The 14227-nt window shown below is 57.7% G+C and carries 15 protein-coding genes; 9 read left to right on the forward strand and 6 right to left on the reverse strand.

Annotated features, from left to right (window positions below; translation table 11 throughout):
- Positions 1–1390 (forward strand): cell envelope integrity protein CreD (gene creD / locus Q0239_RS06410; RefSeq protein ID WP_367276072.1); only part of this gene is annotated, 1390 nt, incomplete at its 5' end.
- Here the strand turns inward: creD and Q0239_RS06415 are convergent.
- Both Q0239_RS06415 and Q0239_RS06420 read right to left on the reverse strand, forming a co-directional pair.
- On the reverse strand, positions 1371–2519 hold the full coding sequence (locus Q0239_RS06415; protein ID WP_298600059.1) for an alpha-hydroxy acid oxidase: 1149 nt from the start codon (positions 2517–2519) through the stop codon (positions 1371–1373). The two genes, creD and Q0239_RS06415, sit on opposite strands and share 20 nt — an antisense overlap.
- A 6-nt stretch (positions 2520–2525) precedes the next feature.
- Entirely contained in the window at positions 2526–3428 is a 903-nt protein-coding gene (locus Q0239_RS06420; RefSeq protein ID WP_298600062.1) for a neutral zinc metallopeptidase, read from the reverse strand.
- A 101-nt stretch (positions 3429–3529) separates the two neighbouring features.
- Here Q0239_RS06420 and Q0239_RS06425 point away from each other — a divergent pair, with 101 nt between their 5' ends.
- Positions 3530–4315, forward strand: a complete 786-nt coding sequence (locus tag Q0239_RS06425; RefSeq protein WP_298600064.1) for a 3-hydroxybutyrate dehydrogenase — start codon at positions 3530–3532, stop codon at positions 4313–4315.
- Between the two features lie 172 nt (positions 4316–4487).
- The gene (gene katG / locus Q0239_RS06430) at positions 4488–6677 is read left to right on the forward strand and encodes a catalase/peroxidase HPI (RefSeq protein ID WP_298600066.1); all 2190 of its coding nucleotides are present in this window, start codon (positions 4488–4490) and stop codon (positions 6675–6677) included.
- Between the two features lie 84 nt (positions 6678–6761).
- On the opposite strand, the gene Q0239_RS06435 is transcribed toward katG, so the two are convergent.
- From Q0239_RS06435 to Q0239_RS06445, 3 genes are all read right to left on the reverse strand, one after another.
- Positions 6762–7178: a hypothetical protein gene (locus Q0239_RS06435; RefSeq protein ID WP_298600068.1), complete on the reverse strand. Its 417-nt coding sequence runs from the start codon at positions 7176–7178 to the stop codon at positions 6762–6764.
- A 142-nt stretch (positions 7179–7320) separates the two neighbouring features.
- Positions 7321–7482: a hypothetical protein gene (locus tag Q0239_RS06440; RefSeq protein ID WP_298600070.1), complete on the reverse strand. Its 162-nt coding sequence runs from the start codon at positions 7480–7482 to the stop codon at positions 7321–7323.
- A 25-nt stretch (positions 7483–7507) separates the two neighbouring features.
- A complete protein-coding gene (locus tag Q0239_RS06445) occupies positions 7508–9109 on the reverse strand; it encodes an isocitrate lyase (protein WP_298600074.1) in 1602 nt (533 codons plus the stop codon).
- Between the two features lie 155 nt (positions 9110–9264).
- Between Q0239_RS06445 and Q0239_RS06450 the strand changes: the two genes are divergently transcribed.
- Complete coding sequence (locus Q0239_RS06450) at positions 9265–10647, forward strand: short-chain fatty acyl-CoA regulator family protein (protein WP_298600077.1); 1383 nt, start codon at positions 9265–9267, stop codon at positions 10645–10647.
- Between the two features lie 21 nt (positions 10648–10668).
- On the opposite strand, the gene Q0239_RS06455 is transcribed toward Q0239_RS06450, so the two are convergent.
- Entirely contained in the window at positions 10669–11532 is an 864-nt protein-coding gene (locus Q0239_RS06455; protein ID WP_298600079.1) for a sterol desaturase family protein, read from the reverse strand.
- Positions 11533–11709: 177 nt separating this feature from the next.
- Between Q0239_RS06455 and Q0239_RS06460 the strand changes: the two genes are divergently transcribed.
- From Q0239_RS06460 to Q0239_RS06480, 5 genes are all read left to right on the forward strand, one after another.
- Complete coding sequence (locus Q0239_RS06460) at positions 11710–12273, forward strand: hypothetical protein (protein WP_298600081.1); 564 nt, start codon at positions 11710–11712, stop codon at positions 12271–12273.
- 65 nt (positions 12274–12338) lie between these two features.
- The gene (locus Q0239_RS06465) at positions 12339–12884 is read left to right on the forward strand and encodes a hypothetical protein (RefSeq protein WP_298600084.1); all 546 of its coding nucleotides are present in this window, start codon (positions 12339–12341) and stop codon (positions 12882–12884) included.
- Between the two features lie 232 nt (positions 12885–13116).
- A complete protein-coding gene (locus tag Q0239_RS06470) occupies positions 13117–13467 on the forward strand; it encodes a helix-turn-helix transcriptional regulator (protein WP_298600087.1) in 351 nt (116 codons plus the stop codon).
- Entirely contained in the window at positions 13464–13946 is a 483-nt protein-coding gene (locus Q0239_RS06475; protein ID WP_298600091.1) for an ArsI/CadI family heavy metal resistance metalloenzyme, read from the forward strand. The genes Q0239_RS06470 and Q0239_RS06475 overlap by 4 nt, the downstream gene beginning before the upstream one ends.
- Before the next feature lie 13 nt (positions 13947–13959).
- Positions 13960–14227: aquaporin (locus Q0239_RS06480; RefSeq protein WP_298600096.1), on the forward strand; the 268-nt coding region annotated here is incomplete at its 3' end.

Raw genomic sequence — 14227 nt, forward strand, 5'->3', positions numbered from 1 at the left:
CAGTGGTCTGGGCACGGCGTTCGATACGACGCTGCTCGGCCTTGTGCTCGCCATCCCATTGATGATGGTTTTTGCACTGTCTTGGGACAGGCAGGAGCAGGCCAATACCGCACAGACCTCGATTGCTGCAGGCTGGGGCGGGCCGCAGGTTGTGGTCGGGCCGGTACTGGTCATTCCGTACACTACCGACAATGTCGAAACTGTGACCGAAAACGGCCAGCAGACGACCCGGACAGTGCGGGTTCAGCGCGAGTTGTTTCTGTCACCCGAAACCAATGCGATAAAGACCGACCTTCGCCCCGAGCGGAAGAAAAAGTCGATCTATGAAAGCGTGTTGTTCGTCGCGTCCAACAGCGGCAATGCGCGTTTTACCTTGCCCACAGATTTCGCGCGTTATGGAATTCCGCGTGATAGCCTGAACCTTGCAGGCGCTGAATTGCGCTTTGGTATTTCGGATGCGCGGGGATTGCAGGCGGACAGCAAGGTACAAGTCAACGGAACCACGCTCGAATTGCAGCCTGGCAAGGGGCTGGCGGCCTCCGGCAATTCTGGCTTTTTCACCTTCATCGACTGGGATGGTACGACGCCGTTGGACGTCAGTTACAGCTACGCCTTCCGCGGCAACAAATCGCTGACGATGGTACCGCGCGGCAAGCAAACCAGTTGGGAAGTCAAGTCGACCTGGCCGAGCCCGAGCTTTGCCGGTGATTTCCTCCCGACCAAGCGCACGATTTCAGACAAGGGCTTTTCTTCGGCGCACAAGGTTACCAACCTGGCTCTTGGCCAGTCTCTTGTGCTGAAAGAAGACCTCGGCATGCCGCAACTTGATGGCGGCTATGTCGCACCGATGGTGGCTTCATCGGCCAGTGCGCAGCCCGTGGGCGGACCTTCGCAGGCAGCTACAATCGGCCTTATCGAACCCGTAGATCTTTACAGCCAGGTCGACCGCTCGGTGAAATATGGCTTCCTGTTCATCGGCTTCACCTTCCTTGCTTTCCTGATGTTTGACGTGGTCGGCGGGGCAAAGGTTGCTGCTGCCGAGTATCTGCTGACCGGGGCAGGGCTGGTGCTGTTCTTCGTGATGCTGCTCGCCTTTGCCGAGGTCATCGGCTTCACCTGGGCTTATTTGCTTGCTGGTGGCGCGATTACCGGCTTGCTGACCGCTTATTCGGCAGCGGTACTGAAAAGCTGGCTACGCGCGCGTGTTATAGGCGGGTTGCTGGTCGGGCTGTACGCCACGCTCTACGTCCTGCTCAATCTTGAAGCCTATGCTCTGATTATTGGATCGATCCTGCTCTTCGTCGCTCTCGCGGTGGTGATGTGGGCAACCCGGCACATCGATTGGGGTGCAAAGCGGGGCGGCGAGGGGCCTACCGCCAGCGCAGCATAGAGCGGTCAAGCTCTGCGACGGATCGGACGCCCATGAGTTTCATGGCGCGTTCGATTTCGTCGCGCAGCTTGCCGATCACACGGTCAACCCCGGGCTCGCCCGCAGCCGCCAAAGCATAAAGATAAAGCCTGCCACCCGAGCAAGCCGTTGCTCCTGCCGCGAGCGCTTTCAACACATGCGTTCCGCGCCGAACGCCGCCATCGCATATGATGTCTATTTTGCCGCCAACGGCATCGGCGATTTCGGCGATCTGATCGAAAGGAGATCTCGATCCATCCAATTGTCGCCCGCCATGGTTCGAAACCATGATTGCCGTCGCGCCAATATCCACCGCGCGTTTGGCATCCTCAACCGACATCACACCCTTCAGGCAGAATTGCCCGCCCCATTCGGTGCGGATGGCTTCAGCCATTTTCCAATCCATAGATTGGTCGAGCATGGTGTTGAAATAATCCGCCACCGAAACCGCGACATTGGTGCCTTCGCTGACATGGGTAGAAAGATTGGGCAGCGAGAATTTTTCGCGGAACAGATAGTTCATCACCCAGCCGGGATGAGTGGCATAGCTGAGCACCGAAGAGGGTGTGAAGCGCGGAGGGGAAGTGAAGCCAGTACGCAAACAGCGTTCGCGATTCCCCGCGACAATAGTGTCGACCGTCAACGTGATGGCATCGAAGTTCGCCGCCTTGCAGCGTTCAACCATCGATTTGTTCAGCCCTTTGTCTTTGTGGATATAAAGCTGGAACATCTTGGGGGTCTTGATCGCCGCACCGACCTCTTCGATGCTGACCGTCGCAAGGCTCGAAATGCCGAACCAGGTATTGAAGCGTTCCGCGACTGCAGCAACAGCGCGTTCCCCTTGCCAATGGAACAACCGCTGCAACGCTGTGGGGGAAAGAAAAAGCGGCATGCCGATTTTCTTGCCCATCACGGTTGTAGTCATGTCGATGTTTTCAACGCCGGCGAGAACATTGGGTACGAGATCGCAATCGTCGAATGACGAGGTATTGCGCCTCTTGGTTACCTCATCGTCACCCGCTCCGTCGATATAGTTAAAGACAGGCGAGGGTAGGCGTCGCTTTGCCAGCCGCCGGAAATCTTCAACATTGTGGCAATCGGATAGACGCATTGAAGGTCAGGATGCGCCGCCGAAATAGTCGCAGCTGTTGGGATCACCGCTCTGCAGACCTTGCTTCAACGCTGCCATTCGCTGTTCGCTGGTTCCATGCGTGAACATGCTCTCGACCGGCGCGCGCCCCGCATCGCGCATCAGCTTGTCATCGCCGATGGCATGGGCGGCACGCATGCCTTCCTCGACATCGCCGGGTTCGATGCGGGCAGCGTTTTTAGCAGCCCACACGCCCGCGTAACAATCGGCCTGCAATTCCATGCGAACCTGCAGAGCGTTGCCTTCGGCCTGACTGGCGCGCGCCTGCGCACGGCGGACCTGATCGGCGACGCCCGTCAAATTCTGGATATGATGGCCGACTTCATGCGCGATAACATAGGCATAAGCGAAATCGCCGCCGCCGCTCATCTGTTGCATTTGCTGGAAGAAGGTCGTGTCGAGATAGACCCCTTGGTCGGCTGGGCAATAGAATGGCCCCATTGCCGATTGTGCCGATCCGCAGCCGGACTGTGTGCCTTGCTGATAGAAATTCAGGGTGGTCGGCTGGTAGCGCTGGCCAGCTTGCGCGAACAGGGCGCCCCATGTGTCCTCAGTCGATTTGAGAACGCGGCAGGCAAAGAGCTCTTCCTGCGTGTCGCAGGCCTGGTTGCCGCCGGCACCCTGCTGTGCCGTTTCGGTGGGCGCCATTCCGGTGCCGCCGAGATTGAGCATGCCACTCGAAAACAGGAAATAGCCCACGACTGCCAAAATCAACAATGTGCCGCAGCCCATTTTTCGGCCGAACAATAGAGGAAGCAGCCCGAATATCAGCGAGCCCATGCCGCCTCCGCCGCTCCCCATGCTGAAACCTCCGCCGCCGGTACCGTGGTCTCGGGTGTTGCTGCTTGGATCAAGATCGTCGAGGCGCATGGCGATTCTCCCTAGTCGCGGTCAATCAAGCATTGCGGTTTTGTCGCAAAAGCGCAAGGAAGAAGGCGGATTTACAAACAGTACCGCAAAGGACTTATCCCATGTTTCTCAAAGGCAAAACCGCTCTGATTACCGGCTCCACATCAGGCATTGGTCTGGGCTATGCACGGGCGCTGGCTGCCGAAGGTGCCAGCGTGATGATCAACGGCTTTGGCGATGCGGCCGAAATCCAGGGCTATGTCGAGGAACTGATACGCACCAGCAATGCAGGTGCGCTCTATTCGCCAGCGGACATGACCAAGCCGGAAGAAATTCGCGCGATGGTTGCCGATTGCACCGCCAAATTGGGCGCACCTGACATATTGATCAACAATGCCGGCATACAGCACGTCTCGCCAGTCGACAGCTTCCCGGAGGACAAATGGGATGCCATCATCGCCATCATCCTTTCGTCCGCCTTTCACACGACCAAGGCAGTTGTGCCCGCGATGAAGGAAAAGGGCTGGGGCCGCATCATCAACACCGGTTCGATGCACAGCCTCGTCGCATCGCCCTTCAAAAGCGCGTACAACGCCGCAAAACACGGCATTGCCGGTTTCACCAAAACGATTGCGTTGGAAGTGGCCCGTGATGGCATCACCGTCAATAATATCTGCCCGGGCTATGTCTGGACGTCGCTGGTCGAAAACCAGATCCCAGATACTATGAAAGCTCGAGGTTTGACGCGCGATCAGGTGATCAACGACGTGCTCTTAGCCGCTCAACCGCAGAAGCAATTTGTGCAGGTGGAGCAATTGGCTTCATTGGCAGTCTATCTGTGTAGCGATGCGGCAGGAGCCATCACTGGCGCCAATCTCTCAATGGATGGAGGCTGGACGGCTCAATAGTCTAATGCAACTCATTTTCGAAAAATTCAAACTTTGGCTCTCGGACAATCGATTTAGTCGATAACAGTGCAAGGAAAAACTCGATGGCATTGTCATGGGGTTGAGATAGTTTGAATTTATAGTGCTGTGTGTCGCACCAGAATCCGAACTCATAAACAGGATAGGAAAAGCCATGAACGACCAAACTCCCATCAACACTGGCGGCGGTTGCCCGGTCCACAAGGATGCGGCCCGCTCGCTTCTAGGCCGTACCAACAAGGATTGGTGGCCTGAAGCTCTTCCCGTAGATATCCTGCATCAGGGCGGCGTTTCGCCTGACCCGATGGGGCCGGACTTTGACTATGTTCAAGCGTTCAAGTCGATCGACTATCAGGCGCTGAAGGCCGACCTGACAGCACTGATGACCGACAGCAAACCCTGGTGGCCAGCTGACTACGGCCATTATGGCCCCTTCTTCATACGTATGGCCTGGCACGCTGCCGGTACCTATCGCACGGCAGATGGACGCGGCGGTGCGAATAGTGGTCAGCAGCGCTTTGCCCCGCTGAACTCATGGCCCGATAACGGCAACCTCGACAAGGCGCGTCGTCTGTTGTGGCCAATCAAACAGAAATATGGCCAGAAGATCAGCTGGGCAGACCTTTTCATTCTCGCTGGCAACGTGGCCATCGAGTCGATGGGCGGACCGGTCTTCGGTTTTGGTGGCGGTCGTGCAGACGTCTACGAACCCGAGAAAGACATTTACTGGGGTGAGGAAGACCTGTGGGTAGATCAGGGTGCGGAAACCCGCATCCAACCGGACAAGCAGATCGATCTCGAAAACCCGCTCGCAGCAATCCAGATGGGCCTGATCTACGTCAACCCCGAGGGCCCCGGCGGCAACCCTGATCCGTTGCTCTCGGCTCGCGACATGCGGATTACCTTCGCTCGTATGGCGATGAATGACGAAGAGACTGTAGCGCTGACTGCAGGTGGCCACGCCTTTGGTAAGGCGCATGGTGCAATTCCCGCTGACCAGTTGAGCGGAAGCCCCGAGTCGGAAACTTTGGAAAAGATGGGCTTTGGCTGGGCAACGGATCCGGAACAGATTGCATCGGGTAAAATCACTACATCCGGTATCGAAGGTGCATGGTCGAACAATCCGACGCAGTGGGGTGGTGACTATTTCCGCCTGCTGTTCAAATATGACTACAAGCTGGTCCATAGCCCGGCTGGCGCGCAGCAGTGGACGCCCATCGATCCCGATCCAGAAGATATGGCGCCCGACGCGCGTGATCCGTCGAAGCGGGTTCCGACGATGATGACTACAGCCGACATGGCGCTGAAGATGGATCCCGAATATCGCAAGATTTCGGAACGCTTCCGTGATGATCAGGCGGCACTTGACGATGCCTTTGCACGTGCCTGGTTCAAGCTATGTCACCGCGATATGGGGCCCAAAGCCCGCTATCATGGACCGGAAGTGCCGAAGGAAGACCTGATCTGGCAAGATCCTGTTCCTGCCGGCACGATGCCTTCGGACGCAGACGTTGCTGCATTCAAGACCAAGATCCTGGCCAGCGGTGTCGCTGCCAGCGATCTTATCAAAGCAGCTTGGGCTTCGGCATCAACCTATCGCAAGAGCGACCACCGCGGCGGTGCGAATGGTGCGCGCGTCCGATTGGCGCCGCAAAACGGCTGGGCTGTGAACGAGCCGGAACAGCTGGCGGCGACGCTTGCAAAGATCGATGAGTTGCGTGGTTCACTGTCGATGGCGGACGCCATTGTGCTGGCAGGCAGCGCGGCAGTCGAAAAGGCAGCCAAGGATGCCGGCTATAACGTGACCGTTCCCTTCACCGGCGGCCGTGGCGACGCGACGCAGGAATGGACCGATGCCGAAAGCTTCGACGTGCTCGAACCGCGTGCCGATGGTTTCCGCAACTATCTGTCGAATAAATTCTCGGTGAAGACCGAAGAATTGCTGATTGACCGCGCGGCATTGCTTGGCCTGTCGGCACCGGAAATGACGGCTCTCGTTGGTGGTTTGCGCGTGATGGGTGCCAACCATGGCGGGCGTTCACATGGCGTATTCACCAACCGCGTTGGCCAGTTGACCAATGACTTCTTCGTGAACCTGCTCGACATGGATACCTTCTGGGAAGCCGTCGAAGGCAGCCAGGATGAGGAATATGTCGGTTATGCACGTGGCGGTCGCACCGAGCGTTGGCGCGCGACGCGGGCCGACCTTGTGTTTGGTTCCAACTCGCAATTGCGCGCCGTGGCTGAAGTCTATGCGGAGAAAGGCAATGAGCAGAAGTTCGTCGCCGACTTCGTCAAGGCATGGGTAAAGGTCATGAACGCTGACAGGTTCGACCTCGCCTGATCGAAATGGAAATTGAAAAAGGCCGCTGCGCGTGCTGCGTGGCGGCCTTTTTTATGCGTTAATTGAAGGATGAGAATCTGGGCGTTATTCGACTGGTTGGTTGGTGCGTATTGGAGCACCGGTTGAACCAGCTGCCACCTGATCAGCATAATTTTGACCAGCGGTCGCCGATTGTCCGTTGAGGGCACCTGCAGGCAAATTCGTCTGCTGGGATTGTGATTCACTCGAGTTTGAATTCGTGCCCAAAGGTTGGGCGTCGTTCATCGGTTGCCCGAAGGTTTCATACTCATCTGGAATTTCAGCATCTTCTTGCTGCGCAAATTCGTCGCTCTCTGCAGGTGCATCGGCAGTTTCCTGAGCTATTACAGGTTGCGGCGTGGGCACGGGAGCTTCGGGTGCACTGGCCTGTTCGGGTTTAACGCTGCTTTCCGATGGTATAATTAACGCAGCAAATACGGCAACACACAGGACGGCTACGACGCTTTTCTGGATATTATCCATGATCAACCTCAGTTTCGCGAAATACAGCAGGTTTGCTAAAGCTTTATCGTTAAAAAACGATTGATTGACGCGTGGATAGAAAAAGGCCGCCGGTAATTTTACCGGCGGCCCAAGGCAGTTTTTCCTCCCCAGGAAAACTCATTCAGCCCAGTTTGGCGGCGCTTCCCAAGCGGTGGTAGAGGCGGGCGAATTTCTTCGATTCCTCACCATCTTCCACAGTGGGCAGATACTGCGCGAGCGCCTTGCGGATCAGCTTGAAGTCCTCGGTTGAAAGGACTGCGCGGGAACGTGCTGGTTCACTCATAGCTAACTCCTTTTCGACGATTAAATCAGGCCGCGTTGGCGAACTGGTTCATGGTGTTGTCCTTGCCACCCGCTTTCAGGGCTGCTTCACCGGCGAAATATTCCTTATGATCATCGCCAATGTCGGAACCGGACATATTCTGGTGCTTCACGCAGGCGATGCCCTGGCGGATTTCCTTGCGCTGGACGCCTGCGACATAGCCAAGCATGCCCATTTCGCCGAAATAGTCCTTGGCAAGGTTGTCGGTGCTGAGCGCTGCGGTGTGATAGGTCGGCAGTGTGATCAGGTGGTGGAAGATACCCGCCCGCTTTGCAGCGTCGCGCTGGAAAGTCTGGATGCGGCGGTCGGCTTCGACTCCCAGATCGGTTTCATCGTAAGATGCGCTCATCAGGTTCGCACGGTCATAAGCCGACACGTCCTTGCCTTCGGCGGTCCATGCATCGAACACCTGCTGGCGGAAATTGAGCGTCCAGTTGAAGCTCGGCGAGTTGTTGTACGCGAGCTTCGCATTGGGAACGACTTCGCGGATACGGTCAACCATTCCAGCAATCTGTTCAATATGCGGCTTTTCGGTTTCGATCCAGATCAGGTCCGCGCCGTTCTGCAGCGAGGTGATGCAATCGAGCACGCAACGGTCTTCACCGGTTCCCGAACGGAACTGGAAGAGGTTTGAAGGCAGGCGCTTCGGCTTCAGCAGTTTGCCGTTGCGGTTAAGGATGACATCGCCATTCTGCGCGGTTGCCGGGTCGATTTCTTCGCAATCGAGGAAGCTGTTATACAGATCGCCCAGATCGCCGGGTTCCTTGGACACCGCAATCTGCTTGGTCAGGCCAGCACCGAGCGAGTCGGTGCGGGCAACGATGATGCCATCAGGAACACCGAGTTCGAGGAAGGCATAGCGGCACGCGCGGATCTTCTGCAGGAAGTCTTCATGCGGAACGGTGACCTTGCCATCCTGGTGGCCGCATTGCTTTTCGTCCGAAACCTGGTTTTCGATCTGCAGCGCGCAGGCGCCGGCTTCGATCATCTTCTTGGCGAGCAGGTAGGTCGCCTCAGCATTGCCGAAGCCTGCGTCGATATCGGCAATGATCGGAACGACATGGGTTTCGTAATTCTCGATCTTGCCCAGCAATTCAGCTTCAGCGGCCGCATTGCCGGTTTCGCGGGCCTTGTCGAGGTCGCGGAAGAGCAGGTTGAGTTCGCGGCTGTCGGCCTGACGCAGGAAGGTGTAGAGTTCTTCGATCAGCGCGGGAACGCTGGTCTTTTCGTGCATCGACTGGTCGGGCAGGGGGCCGAATTCGCTGCGCAGGGCGGCGATCATCCAGCCGGAAAGATAGAGGTAGCGCTTTTTGGTGGTGCCGAAATGCTTCTTCACAGAAATCATCTTCTGCTGCGCGATGAAGCCGTGCCAGCAGCCGAGCGACTGGGTGTAGTTGGCGGGGTCGGCATCATAAGCGGCCATGTCTTCGCGCATGATTTTGGCGGTGTAGCGGGCGATGTCGAGACCGGTCTGGAAACGGTTTTGCAGGCGCATGCGGGCGACGGATTCGGGGCTGATCGAATCCCAGGTTCCGTTTTGCGAGCCGATGAGTTGGCCTGCTGCCTTGATTTCTTCCTGATAGGTCATTGTGACAAATCCTTGTTTGGGAGGTCTGAATTGGAGACGTCTTACCTATGTTGACCTTCATCCGGTGAGTCTGATTTGTCAAAAATGTTGTGTGTGCGTTGCACAAATGACCATTAAACTTGTCAAATAGTAATATTTGTGACAAATCCGTCGCAATGGCAGAGCAAAAACTTTTCGCCGGGGCCGCTGTCCGGCGCATCCGCCGGTCTAACGGGCTGACGCAAACCGCGATGGCGGAGGCGCTGGCGGTATCGCCCAGCTACCTCAATCTGATCGAGCGCAACCAGCGCCCGTTGACCGCCGCGATCCTGTTGCGGCTTGCCGAGAGGTTCGATTTCGACGCGCGCAGCCTGACCGGCGCAACCCCCGGCGGCGGGGTAGAGGCGCTGCGCCGCCGCCTTGCCGACCCGCTGTTCGCCGATCTCAACCTCGACAAGCTGCAACTCGAAGACTGGATCGCTGCCGCCCCCGATGCTGCCGAAGCCTTTGCCCGCGCCTTTGACCGGTTGTCGGGCGCGGGCCCCGCACAAGAGGCCGATGCCATCGCCGCCGTTCGCGCCGAAATCGAGCGCTGGCGCAACCATTTCGCCGATCTCGACGCACAGGCTGAGGCGCTGGCGGACGAGCTGCGCCTCGCATATGCCGACCTTTACGGCGCGATTGCCGAGCGGCTGCGCGTCAAGCACCAGCTCTCCATCCGCATCCTGCCCGTCGATGTCCTGCCCGACCGGCTCAAACGGCTCGATCTGCACGCGCGCCAGCTTCAGCTATCCGAACTGCTCGATCCCGCCAGCCGCACCTTTGCCGCCGCGAGCGAGCTGGCAAATCTGGAGGCGCGGGCGGAGATTGACGGCCTCGTCAAAGGTGCGAACTTTGCCGAACGCGCGAGCGAGCGCTTCTATCGCCGCCATCTGACCAGCTATTTCGCCGCCGCGCTGATGATGCCCTATGCCCGTTTCCTGCGCGCGTGCGAGGGCACGGGCTATGATATAGAGCTGCTCCAGCGGCGATTTGGCGCAGGGTTCGAGCAGGTCGCGCACCGGCTGACCACGTTGCAGCGGGTGGGCGCACGTGGGCTGCCATTCTTCATGCTGCGCATCGACCGGGCGGGGCAATCGAGCAAACGCTATGCCGGGGCCAGCGCCTCTCCGCTCGTGGAGAGCGATGCGCGCTGCCCGCTCTGGCGGCTGCACACCGCGTTCGATCGGCCCGGCCATCTGGTGAAGGATATGGTCGAGCTGGAGGATGGCAGCCGCTGGTTCACCATCGCGCGCACCGTGCAACCGCAGGCGGGCAGGGAAGGCGGCATCCGCGCCGAATTTGCCGTAGGGTTGGGGATCGACGCGCAACTCGCCGCGCCGCTTGCCGCCGCACGCGGCATAGACCTGGGCGCGGGGGAGGCGACCCCCATCGGCCTGGGCTGCCGCGCCTGCACGCGCCCCGATTGCCCCCAACGCAGCGCGCCGCCCGCAGGCCGGGTGCTGGTGTTCAACGAACGCGAGCGGGGGCTGACGCCTTTTGTATGGGCGGGGGAGTGAGGCAGCGTGCTATCGTTAAACTTACGTTTGTCGGGCGCGCCGCCGATCTATCCACGGTTGGAACGGAAACAGGAATTGCTCGCGGATCGTCAAACGCTTGCGATCATCCTGACCGGCAATAGCCGATTCCCCTTCACGAAAAGTACCAAACATCCGGTCAAACAGGATCACGCAGTTGCCGTAATTGCAGCGCGTATCCTCAAAACTCTCCGCTGTGTGGTGCAGGCTGTGGTGCTGTATTGTCGTGAAGAAGAAGGAAAACCATTGGGGCGGGTCGGCACGCACGTTGGCATGGGCATAAAATGAGATGACGCCGAGCGAATTGAAGGCCGCAAACATCGGCGCTTTGTCAAAATCGAGCAAGGCGATCACGCTGAGGCTGATCAGGAACAATTCAATCGGATTGCCGACATAGCCCTTCATCGCGTTCAACTGCGTGATGTGATGATGCGGGGCGTGGGTTGACCACAAAAAGGCATTGTTATGCATCCAGCGATGCATCCAATATTGCCCGAATTCGATCAGCAACATGACGATGGCGACCTGAACCAGGAACGGCAGTTCCATCATCCATGGCGTCGACAGACCCAAGGCAATTTTGGCTTCCTCCAATGGGCCGTGCGCGAAGGTATCGCTGACCCACGAAATGGCAGTAAGACCGAGCAGAACGTAAAACAGGTCGGTCAAAAGCTCCTGCCGGTTAATCCGCCAGCCGACATGGCGTTCGGCGACAAATTCCATCAATTGGACAAAGGCCAGCGCGACAAGGCCAACCGCAGTGATAGTCCACCAGTTTTCCACCCAAGCTACCGGTGCAAAAGCCCAGAATGCCAATATAGCCGCGACCGTTGCAGGCGGCAGTAAGTTAAGCAGAGATTGTTTCATCAGTCGTCCCCCTCCCAAACCCCTCCGGGCCAAAGCGCTTGTGCAGCGGCAATTTTTCGAGCGACCGACTTCAATGTAATTGTAAAATGGGTTTTCGTCGAGCGGAAACGGCGTGATGACGGCCATTCCCCGATGGCGATGTTTGTGGCAAACAGGCGGGATAGGGAGGCATTGTCTATGCGCTATCGGCCTGTGTTCGCTCTTTTGCTTGGCTTCAGCGGATGCGCCGCCGCTGGGCACACTCAATCCGCCAGCGAAAACCCGCCGCTCGCTGCGGCGGAAAGGCTGATTGATGCCTTTTATACGTTCGACTCGAGCCCGTTGCGCGAGGCGATGGTTGATGCGCCTGCTTCGCAGCCTGCATTGTTGTTTTATCAAGGCTGGGCGCAAGGCGGCAATTACGCAGTCCTGAAACGCGAGCCTTGCCAATTTGCCAGTGCCAGCGAAATCACCTGCGCGATCACCGTGCGTGACGACCTGATCGTGGCGCTGGGCACCGGCTATTGGGTGACCGATAAATTTCACCTGACGGTTTCCGAGGGGCGCATCGTCGCCGTCCGTAACAGTTCCAACGACCCGCCCGAATTTGAGGCGGCACTCAACTGGCTACAAGAGGAGCGGCCTGAATTGATGACCGGCCCGTGCCAAGGCTTCTTCGATGGAGGCTCAACTCCGCAGGACTGCGTGCGTGCCGTGGTCCTCGGTTTCAAGGCTTACAGGACAACTGGACAATCGGATTGACGTTTGCAACTGAGGCAAAGGCATAAGCATGTCCAAAGTGATTTCAAACTATTAATGAGACAAAATTGAACGAAGAACGAAGACTTACACTTGAGGAAATACTCGACAAGGAAATCGAAGAGCGCAGGTCGGTTATCGATCCGCTTGCTCATTATGTAGAAGTTACCCCGCGCTCGCTCGCTGTATTAAACTTGTTTAACGTTAAGGACCATCTAGAGCGTTGGCGAACAGAACCTTTGAGGTTGGCACTTGCCGCAAAGTCGGCTCATCTTGCGTTACAATCTGCTTTGACAGACGCTTTGGCTGGATCGGCGAATATTGGGGCGTACGAACCGAAACTCCAAGCGGCATATCTTTTGTATTTTGAGGAGTCGCCAGAGGGCGAGGTCTCGCCGCCGAAAGGTGATCGAATTATGTCGTTCCCCTACTTGCTTGCTAAAGCGATGGAACATCCCATGGAATGGAGTGGGTGTTCGTTAGAAGTTACCGACAACGAGTTGGACGCGCTCCATAAGCTGACTTTTGTTCGCCATCATGTCGAGCACCCACGGCCTCAGTTCCATTTTATTGAACCACTTTTTTATTGCAGCGACGCTTCCCGTAGCGGCTAGGCTTACTCGCGATCTGCTTGATGTCGTATGGCATCATTATAAAGCTGGCGAACGAGAGCGCGTGGAGGCGTGTTTGGCTGCGATATCAGATCTTTGTTCGGTAATTGAGTAGCAACTACTCAATCGTTGGTGGTTTTGCGCATCGACGAATTGTTTCGATAGTTCTCGAAACATCGCTTGACTCTCCAATCCGATTCGATATTTCTACAAATATCGAAATAAAGGAGTCGTCATGGACGCCGACATCGTTATCAAGGCCCTCGGTGCGCTGGCGCAGGAGCATCGGTTGGCGGCATTTCGCTTGCTGGTGCAGGCGGGGGCTTCCGGGCTTCCCGCAGGGGTACTGGCGGAGCGGTTGGGGGTGCCCAACAGCTCGCTGTCCTTCCACCTCGCACAGCTGAGCCATGCCGGGCTGATCCGGCAGGAGCGGCAGGGACGGTCGCTGATTTACTCGGCCGACTATGCCGCGATGAGCGGGCTGATCGGCTATCTCATGGAAAATTGCTGCGCGGGTGCCGCTTGCGGCTCGGATACGGAATCCGGCTGCGCGCCTGCCACTTCGGACGAAAGGAAAATTGCATGAAACGCTTTCACGTGCATGTCGGGGTCGAAAAACTCGACGCCTCTATCGCATTTTATTCGGGCCTGTTCGGGCAGGAACCTTCGGTGGTGAAGCCCGATTATGCCAAATGGATGCTCGATGACCCGCGCGTCAATTTTGCCATCTCGCAAAAGTGTGGCGCGGTGAAGGGTGTCGAGCATCTGGGCATTCAGGTGGAGGATCAGGGCGAACTCGCCGAAGTTTATGGCCGCCTGAAGGCCGCCGACCGCCCGGTGCTGGAGGAAGGTGCAACCACCTGCTGCTATGCGCAATCGGAAAAAAGCTGGATCGCCGACCCCGACGGCGTGGTGTGGGAGGCGTTTCTCACCAATGGCGAATCCACCGTCTATGGCGGCAATCCGGAATTGCAGCAGCTTGCCTCTGCCAACGCCGCCGCCAATGCCTGTTGCGCGCCGACGCAAGCGGCGCCAGCGCCCGCAACAACCGGCTGCTGCGGCTGATCGAATGGCAGCAATGATGAAGCAGCGGCTTTGGGGGGAGGCGTTGGGGAGTTTCTTCCTGTTCGCGACCGTGGTCGGCTCCGGCATCATGGCGGAACAGCTGGCGGGTGGGAATGTCGCGGTCGCGCTGCTTGGCAACACGATTGCAACAGGCGCGATCCTCTATGTGCTGATCACGATGCTGGGCCCGGTTTCCGGTGCGCATTTCAACCCGGCGGTGAGCCTGGTGATGCGGCTGCGCGGCGATTGCTGCTGGAAGGGGCTTGCCGCAACAGTGGTAG

It is taken from the genome of uncultured Sphingorhabdus sp., from assembly GCF_937872355.1.
GTDB lineage: Bacteria > Pseudomonadota > Alphaproteobacteria > Sphingomonadales > Sphingomonadaceae > Sphingorhabdus_B.

Coding starts and splice junctions, on each gene's coding strand:
- Q0239_RS06415 (WP_298600059.1), bottom strand. CDS start 2,519: ATGCGTCTATCCGATTGCCACAATGTTGAAGATTTCCGGCGGCTGGCA.
- Q0239_RS06420 (WP_298600062.1), bottom strand. CDS start 3,428: ATGCGCCTCGACGATCTTGATCCAAGCAGCAACACCCGAGACCACGGT.
- Q0239_RS06425 (WP_298600064.1), top strand. CDS start 3,530: ATGTTTCTCAAAGGCAAAACCGCTCTGATTACCGGCTCCACATCAGGC.
- katG (WP_298600066.1), top strand. CDS start 4,488: ATGAACGACCAAACTCCCATCAACACTGGCGGCGGTTGCCCGGTCCAC.
- Q0239_RS06435 (WP_298600068.1), bottom strand. CDS start 7,178: ATGGATAATATCCAGAAAAGCGTCGTAGCCGTCCTGTGTGTTGCCGTA.
- Q0239_RS06440 (WP_298600070.1), bottom strand. CDS start 7,482: ATGAGTGAACCAGCACGTTCCCGCGCAGTCCTTTCAACCGAGGACTTC.
- Q0239_RS06445 (WP_298600074.1), bottom strand. CDS start 9,109: ATGACCTATCAGGAAGAAATCAAGGCAGCAGGCCAACTCATCGGCTCG.
- Q0239_RS06450 (WP_298600077.1), top strand. CDS start 9,265: ATGGCAGAGCAAAAACTTTTCGCCGGGGCCGCTGTCCGGCGCATCCGC.
- Q0239_RS06455 (WP_298600079.1), bottom strand. CDS start 11,532: ATGAAACAATCTCTGCTTAACTTACTGCCGCCTGCAACGGTCGCGGCT.
- Q0239_RS06460 (WP_298600081.1), top strand. CDS start 11,710: ATGCGCTATCGGCCTGTGTTCGCTCTTTTGCTTGGCTTCAGCGGATGC.
- Q0239_RS06470 (WP_298600087.1), top strand. CDS start 13,117: ATGGACGCCGACATCGTTATCAAGGCCCTCGGTGCGCTGGCGCAGGAG.
- Q0239_RS06475 (WP_298600091.1), top strand. CDS start 13,464: ATGAAACGCTTTCACGTGCATGTCGGGGTCGAAAAACTCGACGCCTCT.